We start from the raw sequence: 18817 nt of genomic DNA on the forward strand, positions 1-18817 counted from the left end.
GAGGTTAGAGATGGTTTCGTCATCGATGAGTTTTCTGTCCTCACTTGGGCGGAACATCATTCGCCCTCACCCTCCGAGGTCGTAGACGCGACGCGCGTTCTCCGCGCCCACCATCCAGGCCACCCGCATCGCCTGCTCCACCGACCACTCCCCCTCCGCCACGAACCCGCCGAGCACCCGCGCCATCGCCCGCCGCCACAGCAGCGCCCCGAGATAGTGCAGCTCGGCGGGGCCGAAGCCGTCGGACGAGAAGAGCAGCTTCGCGAACGGCGCCACCTCCAGGCTCTCGGCCACCAGCGCCACGCTCCGCGCGCCGGTGTAGCTCACGCCCAGCCCCACGTCGAAGAACACGTTCGGGTACGCGTGCGCCAGCAGCCCCGCGTACCGCTGGTACGGGTAGCAGTGCAGCAACACCAGCGGCACCCCGGTCGGCTCGGCCAGCTCGATGAGCCCGCGCAGCAGCAGCGGGTCCGACCGGCGCAGGTCCACGTCCGGGTCCCCGTACCCGATGTGGAACTGCAGCGGCAGGCCCCGCTCCAGCCCCGTCCAGATGAGGTGGCGCAGCAGCACGGGATCGGCCAGCCGCCCGCCCCCGGCGGCCAGCCAGCGCCCGGCGGCCTCCGTGACCTCCTCACGCGCGGGCGGCGCCGGGTCGAAGTCGAGCCCGAACCGGTAGGCGACGATGCTCTTGAGCCCGCGCGCCGTACGCGTGCGCTCCCACAGCGCCTCGGCGAACCGGTCGGCGAACGCGCCCGCCCCGCACCCGCCGGCGACCACCTGCTCGGCCACCGCCTCCAGCCGCACCACCTCGTCGGCCGGCACGCCCGTGACCTCCGCCATGCCGGAGGGCCCGAGCAGCTCCTCGCCCCGGTAGCCGGTCTCGACCAGGAAGTGCCCGATGCCGCTCGCGCCCAGCAGCAGCCGGTTGGTCTCGTCGACGCCGAGCCGGGCGCGCCTGGCCAGGTATTCCTCCGGCGTGCAGTGCGGGTCGAGCCCGAGCACCGGTGCGCAGTGACCCAGGATGGCGTAGCCGACCTGGGAGTCGAACGGCGTCATCCACGAGGGCACCGGCCGGTCCGACTCGGTGATCAACTCCTCGAACGCCCGGCGCGACAGGTCGTGGGACGTGACGCCGTGCACGTGGTGGTCGACCAACCTCATCTCGTCGATGGCCCGCACGAAACCCGCGGGCATGAGGTCGAGCTCGCTGGACATCGGCCGTGTCTCTCCAGGGTCTCCCCAGGTCTTCCTACCCGGTCAGGATAGGGGAGCTACCCGTGCCGGGAGGGGTTCACGCGCCGTGGTGAAAAGTTGTGGCCATGGGTGACAAGACAGACGAAAACTGTTTTAATCCCGCCTAGGTCCCAGTATGACCGTTTTCCTCTAGCGGGAAAGGCGGGTCCGTGCGAGCACCAGGTGGCGAAGTAGTCATCACCGGCGGTCTCGGTTTCATCGGCTCACATCTGGTGGACGCCTACCTCGCGGCGGGCCACCGCGTACGGATCATCGACTCGAACGCCGGGGCGGTCGTGGACGGCGAGGACTACGACGCGGACCCCCGCTGCACGGTCATCCGGCAGCGCGTGGAGGACCATCTGGCCTCCGGCGGCGACTTCGCGGGCGTGGACCGCGTCATCCACGCGGCCTCCTACGTGGGCCCGGCCAGCATCCTGGCGCGGTCGGGACGGCTCGGGCACGACATCATCGGCAGCACCGCGCCGGTCATCGAGGCGTGCGCGAGCGCCGGGGTGCCGCTGTGCATGTTCAGCTCGGCCGAGGTGTACGGGCGCAGCGGCGTGCTCGACGAGAAGGACGACATCGTCGTGCCGACCCAGTACAACACGCGCATCGAGTACGCCGTCGCCAAGACGCTGGCCGAGGCCATGGTCTGCAACAGCCGCCGGCATGGGCTGCGCGGCATCGTCATCCGGCCCTTCAACGTGGCGGGCGCGCGGCAGTCTCGGGCGGGCGGGTTCGTGATGCCCACGTTCGTGCAGCAGGCCCTCGCCGGGCGGCCGATCACGGTGTTCGCCGGCGGGGAGCAGGTCCGGGCGTTCGTGGCGGCCGGCGACCTGACGGCCTTCCTCATCGGCTTCATGGACGCGGCGCTCGACGGCGACGACGTCATCATCAACGTCGGCAACCCGGCCAACGCCGTCACCGTCATGGAGCTCGCCGAACGCGTCAAGACCCTGCTCGGCAGCCCCTCCCCCATCGTCTGCGTGGACGGCAGGACCGTGCACGGGCCGCACTACGCCGAGGCGGAGTCGTTCCACAAGATCCCGGCGCTCAGGACGGCCACCGACCTGGGCTGGCGGCCCCGCGTCACCCTCGACGAGCTGATCATGAACACCGCCGACTACTACCGCGCCCGCGAGGACCGAAGGGCAGTGAATGCGCCGCTTTGACCGCGTCCTGGTGATCTCCCCTCACGCCGACGACGAGGTCCTGGGCTGTGCCGGTCTGATGGCCGCACAGGCCGTGCTGGGTGCCGAGGTGCACGTCCTGTATCTCGCGGTGGACGGCATGCGCCACTACGGGCTGGCCGGTGCCACGACCTACCGGCAGCGGCTGGACGAGATCGAGGCCGTGCGCGGCCTGCTCGGCTTCACCTGCGAGATCGCGTACGGGGATCGCGGGCTGACCGAGCGGCTCGACACGCTGCCGCGCCGGGAGCTGGTGGACCTGTTCGAGCAGGTGCTGAACGAGCGGCGGCCCGACCTGCTGCTGCTGCCCAGCTTCGCCGACTACGACCAGGACCACTGCGCGGTCTTCGACGCCGGGTTCGCCGCCGCCCGGCCGATCGCGCAGCAGTTCGGCAAGTGGCTGGTGCCGAACGTCTTCATGTACGAGATGTCGAAGATCCAGTGGGCGTCGGAGCCGATGCCCCGCTCGACGGCGTACTGCGACATATCCGCTTATATGGTCACGAAGCTGGAGGCGCTGCGGGCGTACCGGAGCCAGCACCGGCCCTCGCCGCACATCAGAAGCGAGGATTCGGTGACGGCGCTGGCCACGTTACGCGGAGCGGAGATCGGCGTCACTCACGCGGAGGCGTTCGGGGTGCTGAGGGAGGTCCTGTGAAGACGTTCGCGTTCGCCACCGGGATGGAGTTCGCCGCGCCGGCGGTGGACGTGCTGGTGGCGCAGGGCACCCCGCCGTCGCTGCTGATCGGCTACCCGCCGAAGCTGCAGCACCGCTCCGGGTTCGCGCCGCTGCGGGAGGCGTCCGACAAGCACGGCATCCCGCTGCTGGAGACGGCCGACATCAACGACGGGCAGGCGTACGAGCTGGTCAAGGACATGGACCTGTTCGTGATCGCGGGATGGTCGCAGCTGGTGCGCGAGCCGCTGCTGTCGGCGTGCCCCCTGGGGTCCATCGGGCTGCATCCCACGCGGCTGCCCGACGGCCGGGGGCGGGCCGCGCTGCCGTGGACGATCATCAAGCGGCTGGAGACGAGCGCGGTCAGCCTGTTCTTCCTGGACGAGGGGGCCGACACCGGGGACCTGATCGCGCAGCGGGAGTTCACGATCAGCCGGCGCGACGACGTCGGGGCCGTCTATCGCAAGGTCACCGAGATCAACGTGGACCTGCTGGCGACGTACATCCCGCTGCTGCTGGAGGGACGCGTGGTGGCGCGCCCGCAGGGGCCCGGCGGGTCGTGGTGGGAGAAGCGGCGGCCCGAGGACGGGGTGATCGACTGGTCCCTGCCCGCCTCCGACCTCTACGACTGGGTGCGGGCGCTGGCCGCGCCCTACCCCGGCGCCTTCACCTCCGTTGCCGGGAGGCGGCTGTACGTCCACAGCGCGGATCTCATCGGGGCGGACCTGACCGAGCGCGGCGGCGCGGAACCGGCCGGGACCGTGCTCGCCCCCGTGTGGTCGACCGGGGCCGGCGGGGTGCTGGTGGCCTGCGGGTCGGGGCTGCTGGTCGTACGCGAGGTGCAGTGGGAGGGCGAGGACCGGCGGGACGCCCTGGACCTCGTGGAGTCGGGCGAGCTGACGGTAGGCGCATGCCTCGGGACATGAGCCCGGAAGGCCGTGGGAACGTGCGGCTGAGCGGGGCCGTGATGGCGCATCCCCGGCGCAGGGAGGCGGCGGCGCGGCTGGCCGGGGGCGTGCTGGACGTCGTCACCGACCCCGATCCGGGCGGGCGGCCCTCGGCGTTCCGCACCTCGCTGCTGGCCTGGTCGAGCATCCCCGGCGACTCCACCCACCACTTCCTCCTGCACGACGACATGGTCCTGTCCGGCACGTTCTTCGAACGGGCCGAGCGCGCCGCGCGGGCCATGCCGCACGCCGCGCTCGCCCTGTTCGCGTTCTGGAACTCGCGCAATGGCGCCGCCGCCCGCCAGGGGGCGCTGGCCGGGGCGCGGTGGGTGGCGGGGGCGGGCGAGTACACGCCGGTGGCCGCCCTGCTGCTGCCCAGGGAGGTCGCCGAGGGGTACGTGCGGTGGGCCCCGGGCCGGGGCGACACGTGGCCCGACGACGTGCTCATGGGGCGGTACCTGCGGCAGGCCGGGGTGCCGGTGTTCGTGGCGGTGCCCAGCCTGGCCGAGCACGAGGACCTGGCGAGCCTGGTGGACAACGACTTCCAGGGGGTGCGCCGCGCGCCGTGCTTCTTCACCGACGACCCGCTGGCGGGCCGGGGTGAGGACGCCGTGCTCGACGATCTGCCGGCGATCCCGTTCTTCAAGCGGGGCGTCGCGCAGTGCGCCGTACGGGTGCCGGGGTCGGGGCGGTGGCGGGACCTGCGCTGCGAGGACTACCTGGCGGGCCTGGGGTTCGACGCCGGTGCGCTGCTCGCGCGGGCGGGCGCGGGGCCGTATGGGGCGTTGTGGCTGACGGCGTACACGATGGGGGTCGTGCACCGGGGTCGCGAGCTGGGGGACGCGCGGGTCGTGGACGAGGCGCTGGCCACGATGGGGCCGGGCGGGTTGTGCCACGAGCTGTCGGGGCGGGAGCTCGGGCGGCTGTCGGGGGAACTGCACGAGGTGGCGCGGGCGGGCCTGGAGGCGGGCCTGCACGAGGTGAGGGCGCGGACGGGCCGGGCCCCTTCGATCGTCGCCCCGGAATCCGCGGCCCTGGGATCCGCGGCCCTGGGATCCGCGGCCCTGGCGGTGGCGGTGAGCGGCGCCGGGACGTTCGTCCGTGAGCACCTGACGCACGCGTTCGCCGATCGGGGCCTCCGTCTCGCCGCCTTGGACTCCGGCGCGCCGGTGGTGCACGTGTGCGCCCTCGGCTGGTCCCCGGACGCCGACCCGGAGGAGGAGCTGCGGCTCGCGCGGGCGGCCTTCGCCGGCGGGCGTGGCGGGGTGCTGCTCAGCTCGGTCCACGTCTATCCGCAGCGGAAGTGGGTGGACGAGCAGACGCCCGCGTCGCCCGCCGCCACGCCGTTGTCTCAGGCCCTGCTACGGGTGGAGGCGTCCGCGCCGGGCGCGGTGGTGCTGCGGCTGGGCGAGCCGTACGGGCCCGGCATGCCGCAGCGGGGACCGGTGGCGGACCTGGTGCTGCGGTCGTCGCTCAACCGCCCCGCGCCTGTTTCCGGCCGTCCCGTGCAGCTGGTGCACGTACAGGACGTCGCCGGTGCGGTGCTGGCGGCGCTGGAACGGGGGGTCGCGGGGCGCGTCTACAACGTCGCCGACCGGAAGCGGCCGCGCATGAGCGAGCTGGCCGAGGCGGTGTCCAGGGCGGTGCGTCCGATGGACGCCGAGACCTCCGACGAGCCTCCCGGACCGCTGGTGAACGTCGAGCGGGCGGGGGCCGAGCTGGGGTGGCGGGCGGGTGTGTCGCTGGACTACGGGCTGCACACGTTCGCGCAGTGGCTGGCCTACGAGAGCGACCGCCCTTAGCGTTCCCGCTGTGGCGCCGCTCCTTGAGTGGGAGCCCGCGAAGGCGGCCCTCATCCCGAGGACAGTGACCGCCAGCGGAGGCCGCCGTCGGGTCCGGCGCCGATGAGCCGTCCCGCGGTGGCGGCCAGGGCGGTGCGCCCTCCGGCGGGGCCCATGTCGCTCCACCCGGCCTCGTGCCGTTCGGCGGTCCTGACGAGGATCCGGCCGGCGCAGACGGCGAACAACCGGCCGTTCATCGCGGTCAGGCTCACCGCTCCGGCGGCCGGGCCGACGTTCCTCCAGTCGTGGGTGTCGAGCCGCCGGATCGGCAGGTGCCACAGCTCGTCGGCGGCTGTGACGGCGAACAGCCCCTCGTCCACGGCGGCCAGGGCGATGGTGCCTTCCGGCGCCCGGCTGACGTCCCGCCACGGGGTGCGGGTGGGCACGGGGTCGCGGTAACGGATGGCGCCGTCGGGGGCGACGCCGTACAGCCCGGCGGGCGGGCCGCCGTGCGCCTCCCGGGGCGCGGCGAGCGCGATCGCGTCGGTCTCGTCGATCGCCTGCCACGGGAGGTTCTGACCGCACACGTCCCTGACGGCGAGCGTCCCGTCCGAGCACACGGCGTAGAGACGGTTCTCACAGCACACGAGCGCCCGCACAACTGCGGCGCCACCCGTCTCGACGCCCGCCGACGGGGCGACCTCATGGGACGCGAAGCCCGGCGCGACGTCTACGGCGCCCGAGCGCGGGGCGGGGGACGGGGGTGGGACGGGGGTCGGGGGTGGGGTGGGGGTCGGGGGTGGGGTGGGGGTCGGGGGTGGGGTGGGGGTCGGGGGTGGGGTGGGGGTCGGGGGTGGGGTGGGGCCGATCGAGTCCCAGGTGGGGGTGGCGGGTGGGTGGGAGAGGCGGTCGAGGACGTTGCGGGTGATGGTGGCCAGGGCCGGGTCGGCGAGGGTGTTGCCCCAGTTGATGGTGCCGGCGTTGAAGACGGTGCCGGCGCCGAGGCGGTGGAGGCCCATCGTGGCGGCCCCGCCCCTGCCGTAGCGGCGCCAGTGGGACAGGTCGGCCGTGGCGAGGACCACGAACGACGGAGGTGTGCCGTCGCGGCCGCTCGCCCGGGGCACGCCGGCCACCCATTCAAGGTCGGCGGCGTCCGTCTCGTAGCCGAGCGCGCCCCTCCCGAACGTGTCGCCGTCCGCGAGCCCCGTGCCCTCGAAGACCCAGTGGCCGGCGAACCGGGCGGTGTAGGACTCCTCGGCCATGACGCGGGAGTCGACCCAGCAGCCGGCGCCGTTCCTGAAGGTGAGGCCGGTGAGGGTGTTCTCGGGGCGGTTGACGGGGTCGCTGGGCCATTCGACCGTGACGCGGCCGGGGTCGGTGGCGGCCATGGGGTCGGCTGTGGCGTCGCGGTAGCAGACCATGGTACGGAGGTCGTCCTCGAAGCGGACCTGCCACCAGCAGGTGTTGCCGGAGAATATGGCGATATTTCCCCCACGGCGGGCAAAGGTCTCCACCGCGTCCCGCATCTCCCACGACCAGTACTCGTCATGCCCGTTGACGACCAGGAGGCGGTAGCGGGAGAGGAGGTCCAGGCCGCCGTGCAGGTCCAGGCCCGAGCAGTAGTCGACCGTGTAGCCCGCCGGGCCGAGCCAGCGGAGCAGGCCGAGCTCCCACTCCTCGATCTGCGGCCCCGCGCCCGGCCGGTCGAAGGTGACCTTGACGGCGCGGTCGGGCTGCTCCGACTGGTAGAGGCCCTCGCCGGGTACGCCGGGCCGGTTGTACGCCTCCCAGGTGGGGAACGGGATCGAGACGAGGATGGGCGAAGCGGGCACCGAACTACGTACGACGAAATATGCGGAAACATCGCGGTAGATGGCTCGATAGAGGGAGCTGGGCCAGTCGTCGCCGATCTTCAAGGTCCAGAAGGGCCCACCGGTCGAGGCGTCCTCCACGACGACCCGGCCCGACGGCACGTCCTCCACCACGATCGGGCCGCCGCCGGAGTCGAGGATCCGGAAGCGCAGCTCGTCCCCCTGCGCGCACGACGTCGTCTCCGCGTACAGGCTCATGTACGGGCCGCCTCCACGATCAGGCCTTCCAGGTCGAGCAGGTACTGTTCGACGCCCGGCGGGGGCAACAGGGCGGTGTCGGCGTAGCAGGAGAGCTCCATGCGGCCCGGCTCACCGCCGACATGCAGGCGGAAGTCGCAGATGTTGCGGTCCATGGCGTCCGTCCAGGCCACCTCCGTCTTGCCCTCCAGCGCGTCGACCTGACCGTCCTCCTGGACGAGCCGCTGGTCGTTGAAGCAGCCGAACGACCGGATCCCCGGCCCCACGCCGGTGACCGCCTCCTCCATCGCGTACGGGTCGTACTGCGCCTGCCGGTACGCCCGCAGCGCCGTCCCCCACGCCTGCCGCACGAGCGCGTCGAAGGACTCCGTACGCAGGTCCAGCACCACCAGCGCCTCCTGCGAGATCGTGGACACCACGTCGCGCCGCCCGGCCGCGAAGCGGTTGTTGACGATCACCCGCATCCCGCAGAACCGCTGCCCGGTCAGCCCTCCAGCCACCCGCATCGCCGCCGCGAGCAGCACCGTGGAGGAGCTGACCCGGTTACGGGCGGCGAGCGCCTGCGCGGCGGCGGCCAGCGCGGGCGAGCGCATCGTGGCCTCCAGGAAGCGCGGCTCCCCCGGTACGTGCGAGGACGGCGGCACGGGATCCATCCGGGCGTACTCCTTCAGCCAGAACCCGATCGCCTCCCCGGACACGCGCCGCCCCTCGGGCGAGTGCTGCCAGGCGGCGAGCTCCCGGGGAGTGGCGCCGCGCGGGGGCGGGAGCGAGTCCCGGATCAGGAGCAGCCGGAAGTCCTTGACCACCAGCTCGGCCGCGTGGCCGTCGGCGGCGAGATGGCAGAGAACCAAGACGACATGCCGGACATATCCCCCGGCCACCACGAACGCCACCCGCAGCGGCCACTCCTCCCAGTACGCGAACGGCTCAGCCGCCAGCCGCTCGCCCACCTCCTCGACCAGCCCCGAACCGACCGACCCCGAATTGACCGGGCCCGAATCGGCTGGCCCTGAATCGACCGGGCCCGAACCGACCGATCGTGAAGCGGCCGGCCCCGGACCGACCGGCCCCGGACAACCGGCCGGCTCCGACTCGACCACCTCGTACGGAGGGCGCGCCGCCGGCCAGACCCGCTGGAGCGGCGCCTCGCGTGGCCCGGTGAGCCGGGTGCGGAGCGACTCGTGCCTGGCGACCAGCCGTTCGAGGGCCAGGGCGGCGCGCTCCACGGTCACCGGGCGCTTGGGCGCGGCGAAGGAACGGACGATGTTGAGGTAGCGCTCCTGCGGCGCGGCGGCGACGACCGCGCGCCAGATGTCCTGCTGCCCCCAGGTCAGCGGCCCGTCCCGGGCCGGCGGCTCACCGGGGTCAGCCATGGAGCCGGACGTAGTCCACCAGCGCGTCCAGGCTGTCGAGGGCCGTGGGGTCGAGCTCCACCCCGAACTCGGCCTCCACCGCGTCGATCAGTCGTAAGTAGGCCAGCGAGGTGACGCCGAGATCGCTCAGCCGGGCCTGCCCGGACAGCACCTCGGCCGGATCGACCGCCCCGTCGGCGGCCTTGGCGATCATGTCGGCGAGCCGTTCGTGGAGCTCCCCATCCATCAGCACCTGGTGAACCCTCCCTCGTCGGGGAATCCGGGGCGAGTGTGTCACGCGGTGCCAGACGTCGGCAAGCGCCTAGAGGTAAGGGCTTGACGCGTGTGTGCATTTTTTCTAGCGTCAAGCGGCACGACGAAAATAATTCTGGGGGTGGTTCCGTCGGCCCTTCCAGTGCCCGATCTCCTGACGTCCCGAGCCGCCACCGATCCCGACCACGTAGCGCTGATCGTCGCCGGCCAGGGCAGCCTGACCCTGGCGGAGTGGGACGAGCGCTCGACCGCCGCCGCCCGCGCGCTCCCGGGGCCGCTCAAGGGCGATCGGGTCGCGCTGGTCTTCGGCGCCCGCGAGTGGCTGGACTACGCGGTGAGCTGGATGGCCGTGCTGAAGGCGGGCGGCGTGGCGGTCCCGCTCTCGGACCGGCTGGCGCCGCCGGAGCTGGCGTACATGATCGAGGACTGCGGCGCGGCGAGGGTGGTCCACGGCGGCGGGGACACGGCGCTCCCCTCGGGGCCGGCTGCCATCCCGTCAGCGGTGCTCCTCTCGGGACCGGCCATCCGCGAGCAGACAGCGGCCCCGAACCCGGCGGCTCTGGAGGCGGCGGTTCTGTATCCGTTCTCGCTCGCCCAGATCCTCTACACCTCCGGCACGACGGGCACCCCCAAGGGCGTCGCCGCCACCCACGCGAACCTGACCTCCCCGCCCGTCCACCCCAAGCGCCGCCCGTTCACTCATTCCCGGCATCTGGTGCACGCCTTCCCCATCGGCACGAACGCCGGCCAGGTGATGCTGCTCCACGCCCTCACCGCCGCCCCGACTGTGGTGACGCTCCCGCTCTTCACCCCGGCCCGCTTCGCCGCCCTGATCGAGGCGTACGCGGCCGGCACCGTCTTCGTCGTCCCCGCGATGGCCGTCGAGCTCCTCAACGCCGGCGTGCGCGAGCGCCACGACCTGTCCAGCGTGCTGCTGCTCGGCTCGGCCGCCGCCGCGCTGCCTCCGGTGGTCGCCGCCGGCCTGGCCGCCGCGTTCCCGAACGCGACCGTGGCGAACTACTACACCTCCACCGAGGCCGCCCCGGCCCAGACCATCATGATCTACGACGCGGACCGGCCCGGCTCGCTCGGCCGCGCGGCGGGCGGCTCCCGGCTCAGGATCGCGAACGCGGACGGCACCTCCGTGGCGCCCGGCGAGACGGGCGAGGTGTGGCTGCGCGCCGCCGCCCATCCCCGCGCCTACTACGCCGCCGACCGGAAGAGCACTGACCGGAAGAGCCCCGGCCAGGAGGGCCCCGATCCGGAGAGCCCCGATCCGGAGAGCGCTGGCCGGAAGAGCGCTGACGGGGACGGCGCCTTCCGGGACGGCTGGGTGCGCATGGGCGACCTCGGCTACCTGGATGACGAGGGCTACCTGTACCTCGTCGACCGGGAGAGCGACGTGATCAAGTCGGGCGCGTTCAAGGTCTCGACGGTCCAGGTCGAGTCGGCGCTGCACGAGCACCCGGCCGTGGCGGACGCGTCGGTGTTCGGGGTGCCGCACCCGGTGATGGGCATGGCGGTGGCCGCCGCGGTGGTGGCCACCGGGCCGCTGGCGCTCACCGACGTACGGGCCTTCCTGAGCACCCGGCTGGCCGGCCACGAACTGCCCACGGTGCTGCTCACCCTGGACGCCCTGCCCAGGAACGCCGCGGGCAAGGTCATCAAGCGGGAACTGCGCCGTATGGCAGAGGAGTGACGATGGTCCTGGCATCGCAGGCCCAGCACGGCATGTGGATCACCGAGATGGTGCACGGCGGCGGCACGGCGTACCACATGCCGTTCGCCATGTGGTTCGACGGCCCGCTCGACCGGGGCGCGATGCTGAAGGCGTGCGAGTCGGTGCTCGCCCGCCACCCGGTGCTGGGGTGCGCGTTCGAGGACCGCGACGGGGAGCTGCACCTGGTGCCCGCCGCCGACCGGCCGCCGGTCGGGTTCGTCCGGGCGGAGGACCCGGAGGAGCTGGTGCGCGCGGAGATCGCGCGGCCGTTCGACCTGGGGCGGGGGCCGCTGGCGCGGTTCACGCTGGTCGAGGTGGGGCCGTCGCGGCATGTGCTGCTGTTCGTGGGGCACCACCTGGTGTTCGACGGCATGTCGAAGGACCTGCTGGTGCGCGACCTGGCGGCGGCGTACTCGGGCGGGCCCCTGCCGCCGCTGCCCATGCCGTACGGGGCCGCCGCCACGATCCCGCCCGAGGCCGCGGCGTACTGGCGCGAGCACTGGCGCGACCTGCCGACGGTGGTCATCGATGGGGTGGCCGGGACGGCGCGGACGGCCGGCCGCGGCGAGACGGTCCTGCTCGACCTGACCGGCGAGATGTCCGGGTGGGAGAGGGCCGGGGTCTCGCGGTTCGAGCTGTTCCTGACGGCCGTGCACGCCCTGCTCTTCCGGTACGGCAACGCCGAGCCGGCGGTCGCGATCGCCATGTCCACCCGCGGGCCGGAGACCGGGGAGCACATCGGACTGTTCGCCACCGAGTTACCCGTCTACTCCGCGCCGACGCCGGACGTCACTCTCGCGGAGCTGGCCCACGACCTGCGAGCGCGGCTGCGCGGGCTGAACCGCTTCCGCGACATCCCCGCGGCCAGGGCGGCGGGCGGCATCAGGCCCCGCCCCGCGCTGGCGCCGGTGTCGATCAGCTTCCGGCGGCGCGCGGCGGACGTGGCCTTCGCCGGGCTGGACGTGGTGGCCGAGTGGAAGATGTCGAACCACATGGTCAGGAACGTCCTGCACCTGCAGGCCGTGGACGGCGACGACGGCCTGCGACTGACCCTGCACTACAGCCCCGACCTCATCGGGCGCGAGCACGTCGAGCGGGCCGGGGAGCACCTGCGGGCCGTGCTGGCCGCCGACCCGGGCCTGCGGCTCGCCGACCTGCCCCTCCCCGCCGCCGCACCGGCTCCGGTACCCGCGCCGGAGCAGGCCGAGGCGCACCCGCCGGGCGCGGCGGCCGGGGCGGTCGACGGCGAGGTGGTCGAGCAGGTACGGCAGATCTGGATGGAGGTCCTGCGGATCGAGGAGCTGGCCCCCGACGAGGACCTGTACGACCTGGGCGGCCATTCGCTGACCATCACCCAGATCAGCGCCCGGATCAGGAAACGGCTCGGCGTGGAGGTGCCGTTCGACGTGTTCCTCGACGATCCGACGGTGGCCGGGGTGGCGGCGGCGGTCAGCGAGCTGCGCGCATGATCTCCCTCGGCCAGGAACGGCTCTGGTTCCTGCACCGGCTCGACCCGGCCGACCCCGCCTACCGGGTGGCCGTCGTGCGGCGGATCCTCGGCCCGCTCGACGTCGAGGCGCTGACCGGCGCGTTCGGCGACGTGGTGGCGCGGCACGAGTCGTTGCGCACCCGCTTCCCCGACCACGACGGCCAGCCGGTCGCGATCGTGGACCCGCCGGGCCCCGTACCGGTCGAGCGGATCGACCTCGACACGCCCGAGCAGGCCGAGCGGCTGCTCGAAGAGCGCGCGAACACCCCCTTCGAGCTGGGCTCCACGCCACCCCTGCGCATCACGCTGGTCCGGCTGTCCCCCGGCGACCACGTGCTGTGCGTCGTGCTGCACCACATCATCGGCGACGGCTGGTCGCTGAACGTGCTCATGGACGACCTGGCCAGATGCTACGCGGCCCGCCGGGACGGCACCCCGGCCGAGTTGCCGGAGCTGACCACGACGTACGCCGAGTACGCCGACGCGCAGCGCGAGGCCGACGCGGACGTGGATCACTGGACGGCCAGGCTCGACGGGGCCGTGCCGCTGGACCTGCCGGTGGACCGGCCGCGCCCGGCCAGACGGGGCAGCGCGGGCGGGGAGGCCTGGTTCGACCTCGGCCCGGAGCTGGTGGCCGCGCTGGGGCGGCTCGCGCGGGCGGAGCGGTGCACGCTGTTCATGGTGCTGCTGGCCGCGTACCAGGCGCTGCTGGCCCGGCACACCGGGCAGGACGACATCGTGGTGGGCACGCCCACGGCCGGGCGGAACCGGCCCGAGCTGGAGCCCATGGTCGGGCTGTTCGCCTCGACGCTGGTGCTGCGGGGCGATCTGTCGGGCGATCCGGCGTTCACGGAGCTGCTGCGGCGGACCCGCCGCACCGTGCTGGAGGCGATGGCGCACGGCGAGACGCCCGTCGAGCGGGTGCTGTCGGCGCTCGACATCGAACGCGACCTCAGCCGAACTCCGCTGTTCCAGACCATGTTCGGGCTGCACAACGCCGCGGTCGGCTATGGCGAGGCCACCGCGTTCGCCGGGCTGGAGAGCCGGCCGTTCCCGCACGGGGCGCCGCCCGCGATGGTGGACCTGAGGGTGGACCTGTGGCCGGACGGCGGGGGGCTGCGCGGCGCGTTCGTCCACAGCGCCGAGCTGTTCTCCCGGCCCACCGTGGAGCGGCTGGCGGCGCGTTTCCTGGCGTTGCTGGGCTCGGTCGTCCGCCGTCCCGGCGCGCGGGTGTCCGAGCTGGAGGTGCTGCCGACCGAGGAGCGGCGGCTGCTGGACTCCTGGAACGACACCGCGGCGGACGTCCCGTCCGGCACGGTCGTGGACCTGTTCCTGCGGCAGGCCGACCTGCGGCCGGACGCCGTCGCGGTGGAGTGCTCCGGGTCCGCGCGCGCCTACGCCGCGGTGGCCCGGCAGGCCCGGCTGGTCGCGGCGGGGCTGCGGGCGCGCGGGGCGGGGCCCGGGTCCGTCGTGGCGGTGTGCCTGCCGCGCTCGGCCGAGCTGCCGGGGACGCTGCTGGGCGTCATGATGGCGGGGGCCGCGTACCTGCCGGTGGATCCGGCGCTGCCCGCCGGGCGCGTCGCGGCCATGCTCGACCAGGCAGGCGTGCGGGTCGCGCTGGCCGGGCCGTCCGCGCCGCTGCCCGGCCACGTCGAACGGCTCGAACCGGCCGGGCCGACCTCCCCGCTGCCCGGCCACGCCGAACGGCTCGAACCGGCCCCCGGGGCGTCCGTCCCGGCATCGGCGGCGGTGGCGTACGTGCTGCACACCTCGGGCTCCACCGGCACGCCCAAGGGGGTGGCGGTGCCGCACTCCGCGCTGGTCAACCTGCTGGCCGGGATGGAGCGCCTGCTCGGCTCCCGTCCCGGGGACGTGTGGCTGGGCAGCACGGCGCTGTCGTTCGACATCGCCGGGCTGGAGCTGTACCTGCCGCTGGTGACGGGCGGGCGGCTGGTGCTGGCCGACGACGTTGCCGTGCGCGACGGGGTGGCGCTGGCCCGGCTCGTCGGCGCGTCCGGGGTCACCCACGTGCAGGCCACGCCGTCGGGGTGGAGCATGCTGCTGTCCGCCGGGCTGGACCCGTCGGGGCTGGTGGCGCTGGCCGGGGGCGAGGCGCTGCCGCTCGCGCTGGCCAGGCGGCTGCGCAGGCGCGTGGGGCGGCTGCTCAACATGTACGGCCCGACCGAGACCACGATCTGGTCCACCGCCTGGGAGGTGCCGCCCACCCCCGACCGGGTGGGCATCGGCCGGCCGCTGGCGAACACCACGGTACGGGTGCTCGACCGGTCCGGCTCGCCCGCGCCCATCGGCGTCCCCGGGGAACTGGTCATCGGCGGAGCCGGGCTCGCCCTCGGCTACCTGCGCTCGCCCGGGGAGCCCCCGGAGCCGTTCGCGGGCGGGTGGTACCGGACGGGCGACCGGGTGCGGTGGCTGGGCGACGGCACGCTGGAGTTCCTGGGGCGGGAGGACTGCCAGGTCAAGCTGCGGGGGCACCGGGTCGAGCCGGGCGAGGTCGAAGCCACCCTGGAACGGCACCCGGGGGTGCGCCGGGCCGCCGTGGTGGTGCGGGGCGGCGACCTGGTCGCCTACGTGGTGCCCGCCGCCCCGGACGATCTGCTGGAGCGGGCGGCCGAGTGGCTGCCGCCGTACATGCTGCCCTCGGTCGTCGTGCCTCTGGAGGCCCTGCCGCTGACCCCCAACGGGAAGGTGGACCGGCGGGCGCTGCCCGAGCCCGCGCGTCCGGCGGCGGGCCGGGGCGGCGCGCCGGTCACCGCCAGGGAGCGGCAGGTGGCGCGGATCTTCGCCGAGGTGCTGGGCACGGGCGACCTCGGCGCGGACGACGACTTCTTCGCACTCGGCGGCCACTCGCTGCTGGCCACCCGGGTCATCGCCCGGCTGGCGGCGGCGGGCACGGGGGCAGGCACAGGGGCGCCGCTGCGGGAGCTGTTCACGCGTCCCACGGTCGCCGGGTTCGCCGCGACGCTGGACGAGCTCGCGGGCGATCCGGGCAGCCCCCTCGTGCCCCGACCGGCCGGCACGCTGCCGCCGCTCTCCCCCGCCCAGGAACGCCTGTGGTTCCTGCACCGCCTGGATCCCGCCGACGCCTCGTACAACATGTACATCGTGCGCAGGCTCCAGGGCCCGCTCGACGAGGCGGCGCTGGAGCGGGCGCTGACCGGGCTGATCGCCAGGCACGAGTCGTTGCGGACCCGCTTCCCCGAGGTGGACGGGCGGCCGGTGGCGGTGGTCGAGCGGCCCGCGCCCGCCCGGGTCGAGCGGCTCCCGGCCCGCGACGAGGCCGAGGCCCGCGCCCTCGTGGCCGCCCGCACGAACGCCCCGCTCGACCTCGGGGCCGCCCCGCCGCTGCGCGTCACGCTGGTACGGCTCGGGCCGGATGATCACGTGCTCTGCGTCGTCCTGCATCACATCGTGGCCGACGGCTGGTCGATCACCGTCTTCCTGGACGACCTGGCCGCCCTGTACGCCTCCGCCGAGCTCGCGCCGCTGGCCGTGCAGCACGGGGACGTCGCCGGCTGGCGGCGGGAACAGGACCGCGGCGCGGCCCTTGACTTCTGGCGCGCCCGGCTGGCCGACCCGCCCACCCTGGACCTGCACACCGACCGGCCCCACCGCCCCGGCGCGACGCGCGGCGACTTCCAGCTGCTCGAAGTGCCGGGCGAGCTGCTCGCCCGGCTGGAGTCGACGGCGCGGCGGCATCGGGTGACGCTGTTCATGGTGCTGCTGGCGGCGTACCAGATCCTGCTGTCCCGGCACACGGGGCAGGAGGACGTGCTGGTCGGGTCGCCGACGGCAGGACGGGACCGGGTGGAGCTGGAGCCCCTCATCGGCTACCTCAGCACCACGCTCGTCCTGCGCGGCGACCTGTCGGGCGATCCGGCGCTGGAGGAGGTGCTGGCCCGGACGCGCAGGACGGTCCTGGACGCGATGGCGCATCACGACGTGCCGTTCGAGCAGCTGCTGGCCGAGCTGGACGTCGAGCGGGACCTCACCAGGAAGCCGATGTTCCAGACCCTGTTCACGCTGAACAGCCAGACCGCCGACGGCGAACGCGACCGTCTCGGCCCGGTGCGGATGTCGTTCTTCGACGACGGGTACCGGCAGGCCAAGTTCGACCTGACCGTGGAGGCGTGGCGGTCGCCCGGGCGGCTGCGGGTGGCGTTCGGGTACGACGCGGGGTTGTTCGACGCGGAGACGGTGGCGCAGCTGGCGGAGCGGTTCGCGGTGGTGCTGCGGGGGGTGGCCGACCCGGGCAACCGGCAGGTGCCCCTGTCGCGCCTGCCCGTCCTGACGCCGTCCGACGAGGCCCTGCTCGCGTCGCTGGACCGCCCTCCGGCGGGCGTGGTGGGGACCGTCGGAGGGCTCATCGCCGAGTCGGTGGCGGCGCACCCCGGCGAGGTGGCCGTGAGCTGCGGCGCCGAGGCCGTGACGTACGCCGAGCTGGAACGGCGGGTGGCGCGGCTGGCCGGGGAGCTGGCCGGGCGGGGCGCGCGCGAAGGGGACCTGATCGGGCTCCGGTCGGGCCGCTCGGTCGAGGCGGTGGTGGCGATGCTGGCGATCTGGCGGGCAGGCGCCGCCTACGTGCCGCTGGACCCGGAGTACCCGCCGGAGCGCCTGCGCGCCATGGCCGCGGGGACGTCCCTCATCGTCGCGGCGGGGATCGAGCCGGGTGCGGGCAGCACAGAACGCCGGCCCGGCCTGGCGTACGTGATCTACACCTCGGGCTCCACCGGCACCCCCAAGGGCGTCGCCGTCGGGCACGCCGGGCTGGCCGAGCGGGTCCGGTGGATGCGCTCCGCGTACGGCCTGCGCCCCGGCGACCGCGTCGTCCAGCTCGCCTCGCTGAGCTTCGACACCCACGCCGAGGAGATCTTCCCCGCGCTGGCCGCGGGCGCCACGGTCGAGCTGCTGCCCGGCGGCGGCGCCACCCTGCCCGACCTGCTCGCCCGGCGGCCCGACGTCACCGTGCTCGACCTGCCCACCGCCTACTTCCACCACCTGGTGGACCTGATCGACGAGATCCCCTGGCCGCAACGGCTCCGCCTGGTGATCCTCGGCGGCGAGCAGGTGCGGGCGGAGGCGGTGGCCCGCTGGCGCGAACGCTTCGGCGACCGGGTGCGCCTGGTCAACACTTACGGGCCCACGGAGGCGACGATCATCGCCACGTGCGCCGAGCTGCCGGGCGGGGACCCGCACCCGCCGATCGGCCGCCCGGTGGGCGCGACCCCGGTGCGGGTCCTCGACCGCCACGGGGCGCCCACCCCGCCGGGCGCCCCCGGCGAGCTCTACATCGGCGGCCCCGGCGTGGCCCGCGGCTACCTCAACACTCCCGGCACGCCCCAGGATGACGGCTTCGTCACCCTGCCGCAGGGCCGCTACTTCAGGACGGGCGACCGGGTGCGGCTGCGGCGCGACGGGCAGCTGGAGTTCCTCGGCCGTCTGGACGCCCAGGTGAAGGTGCGCGGCTTCCGCGTCGAGCCGGGCGAGATCGAGCACCGCCTGCTGACCCACCCCGACGTCCGCCAGGCGGCCGTGCTCGCGCGAGAGGGGGACCTGGTGGCCTATGTGGTGCCGCGTGGGGGGACGAACGTGGCGGGCCTGGCCGAGTACGTCGCGCGGGCGCTGCCGCCGTACCTCGTGCCCGCGCACTGGGTGCTGCTCGACGCGCTGCCCCTCACCCGCAACGGCAAGCTCGACCGCGCCGCGCTCCCCGAGCCGGACGCCCCCGTCGGGAGCGACGGCACGCCGCCCAGGACCGACGCCGAGGAGCTGGTGGCCGACGTCTGGGCGGAGGTGCTGGGCGCGGACAAGATCGGCGCGTTCGACGACTTCTTCGCCCTGGGCGGCCACTCTCTGCTCGCCATCAGGGTGGCCGCCAGGCTGCGCGCCCTGGCGGGGGTGGATCTGCCGATCCGCACGCTGTTCGACCGCCGCACCGTCGCGGCGCTGGCGCAGGCCGTGGAGGAGGCGCTGGTGGCCGAGGTGGCGGGGCTGTCCGACGAGCAGGCCAGGAGCCTGCTGGACCCGCGAGCTCCGGAGGGCCCATGACCGAGCTTGTCGAGGTCA

Annotated in this window: 11 protein-coding genes; 7 read left to right on the forward strand and 4 right to left on the reverse strand. The window is 74.1% G+C overall.

The genetic code is table 11. The features are described 5' to 3' along the window. Positions 1 to 66: 66 nt before the first annotated feature. Entirely contained in the window at positions 67 to 1215 is a 1149-nt protein-coding gene (locus tag ACIBQ1_RS16020; protein WP_397278063.1) for an amidohydrolase family protein, read from the reverse strand. A 188-nt stretch (positions 1216 to 1403) separates the two neighbouring features. Between ACIBQ1_RS16020 and ACIBQ1_RS16025 the strand changes: the two genes are divergently transcribed. The 4 genes from ACIBQ1_RS16025 to ACIBQ1_RS16040 are packed head-to-tail and all read left to right on the forward strand — an operon-like array spanning position 1404 to position 5851. Further along, on the forward strand, positions 1404 to 2408 hold the full coding sequence (locus tag ACIBQ1_RS16025) for an NAD-dependent epimerase/dehydratase family protein (RefSeq protein ID WP_397278065.1): 1005 nt from the start codon (positions 1404 to 1406) through the stop codon (positions 2406 to 2408). Continuing rightward, entirely contained in the window at positions 2395 to 3084 is a 690-nt protein-coding gene (locus tag ACIBQ1_RS16030) for a PIG-L deacetylase family protein (protein WP_397278067.1), read from the forward strand. The genes ACIBQ1_RS16025 and ACIBQ1_RS16030 overlap by 14 nt, the downstream gene beginning before the upstream one ends. Beyond that, positions 3081 to 4028: a methionyl-tRNA formyltransferase gene (locus tag ACIBQ1_RS16035; protein ID WP_397278068.1), complete on the forward strand. Its 948-nt coding sequence runs from the start codon at positions 3081 to 3083 to the stop codon at positions 4026 to 4028. Before ACIBQ1_RS16030 ends, ACIBQ1_RS16035 begins: the two co-directional genes overlap by 4 nt. Further along, positions 4025 to 5851 (forward strand): NAD-dependent epimerase/dehydratase family protein, encoded by a 1827-nt coding sequence (locus ACIBQ1_RS16040; protein ID WP_397278070.1) that lies wholly within the window; start codon positions 4025 to 4027, stop codon positions 5849 to 5851. The genes ACIBQ1_RS16035 and ACIBQ1_RS16040 overlap by 4 nt, the downstream gene beginning before the upstream one ends. 50 nt (positions 5852 to 5901) lie before the next feature. Here ACIBQ1_RS16040 and ACIBQ1_RS16045 read toward each other — a convergent pair whose 3' ends face one another. Genes ACIBQ1_RS16045 through ACIBQ1_RS16055 form a run of 3 tightly spaced genes read right to left on the reverse strand, consistent with a single transcriptional unit; the run spans position 5902 to position 9498 of the window. Then, the gene (locus ACIBQ1_RS16045) at positions 5902 to 7899 is read right to left on the reverse strand and encodes a N,N-dimethylformamidase beta subunit family domain-containing protein (protein WP_397278072.1); all 1998 of its coding nucleotides are present in this window, start codon (positions 7897 to 7899) and stop codon (positions 5902 to 5904) included. After that, positions 7896 to 9272 carry a hypothetical protein gene (locus tag ACIBQ1_RS16050; RefSeq protein ID WP_397278074.1) on the reverse strand — a complete coding sequence of 459 codons (1377 nt, stop codon included), beginning with the start codon at positions 9270 to 9272 and terminating at the stop codon, positions 7896 to 7898. Before ACIBQ1_RS16050 ends, ACIBQ1_RS16045 begins: the two co-directional genes overlap by 4 nt. Then, positions 9265 to 9498: an acyl carrier protein gene (locus ACIBQ1_RS16055; RefSeq protein ID WP_355379372.1), complete on the reverse strand. Its 234-nt coding sequence runs from the start codon at positions 9496 to 9498 to the stop codon at positions 9265 to 9267. The genes ACIBQ1_RS16050 and ACIBQ1_RS16055 overlap by 8 nt, the downstream gene beginning before the upstream one ends. A gap of 168 nt (positions 9499 to 9666) precedes the next feature. On the opposite strand from ACIBQ1_RS16055, the gene ACIBQ1_RS16060 reads away from it, so the two are divergent. Genes ACIBQ1_RS16060 through ACIBQ1_RS16070 form a run of 3 tightly spaced genes read left to right on the forward strand, consistent with a single transcriptional unit; the run spans position 9667 to position 18799 of the window. Further along, complete coding sequence (locus tag ACIBQ1_RS16060; RefSeq protein WP_397278076.1) at positions 9667 to 11223, forward strand: AMP-binding protein; 1557 nt, start codon at positions 9667 to 9669, stop codon at positions 11221 to 11223. 2 nt (positions 11224 to 11225) lie between these two features. Next, positions 11226 to 12713: a condensation domain-containing protein gene (locus ACIBQ1_RS16065; RefSeq protein ID WP_397278078.1), complete on the forward strand. Its 1488-nt coding sequence runs from the start codon at positions 11226 to 11228 to the stop codon at positions 12711 to 12713. Further along, positions 12710 to 18799 (forward strand): amino acid adenylation domain-containing protein, encoded by a 6090-nt coding sequence (locus ACIBQ1_RS16070; protein WP_397278080.1) that lies wholly within the window; start codon positions 12710 to 12712, stop codon positions 18797 to 18799. The genes ACIBQ1_RS16065 and ACIBQ1_RS16070 overlap by 4 nt, the downstream gene beginning before the upstream one ends. Positions 18800 to 18817: the final 18 nt, after the last annotated feature.

This window comes from Nonomuraea sp. NPDC050153 (assembly GCF_044460125.1).
In the GTDB taxonomy this organism is placed as follows: Bacteria; Actinomycetota; Actinomycetes; order Streptosporangiales; family Streptosporangiaceae; genus Nonomuraea.

Bases quoted from the DNA above. Each gene is read 5' to 3' on its own strand.
- ACIBQ1_RS16020 (WP_397278063.1), bottom strand. From the start codon at position 1,215: ATGTCCAGCGAGCTCGACCTCATGCCCGCGGGTTTCGTGCGGGCCATC.
- ACIBQ1_RS16030 (WP_397278067.1), top strand. From the start codon at position 2,395: ATGCGCCGCTTTGACCGCGTCCTGGTGATCTCCCCTCACGCCGACGAC.
- ACIBQ1_RS16040 (WP_397278070.1), top strand. From the start codon at position 4,025: ATGAGCCCGGAAGGCCGTGGGAACGTGCGGCTGAGCGGGGCCGTGATG.
- ACIBQ1_RS16045 (WP_397278072.1), bottom strand. From the start codon at position 7,899: ATGAGCCTGTACGCGGAGACGACGTCGTGCGCGCAGGGGGACGAGCTG.
- ACIBQ1_RS16050 (WP_397278074.1), bottom strand. From the start codon at position 9,272: ATGGCTGACCCCGGTGAGCCGCCGGCCCGGGACGGGCCGCTGACCTGG.
- ACIBQ1_RS16055 (WP_355379372.1), bottom strand. From the start codon at position 9,498: ATGGATGGGGAGCTCCACGAACGGCTCGCCGACATGATCGCCAAGGCC.
- ACIBQ1_RS16065 (WP_397278078.1), top strand. From the start codon at position 11,226: ATGGTCCTGGCATCGCAGGCCCAGCACGGCATGTGGATCACCGAGATG.
- ACIBQ1_RS16070 (WP_397278080.1), top strand. From the start codon at position 12,710: ATGATCTCCCTCGGCCAGGAACGGCTCTGGTTCCTGCACCGGCTCGAC.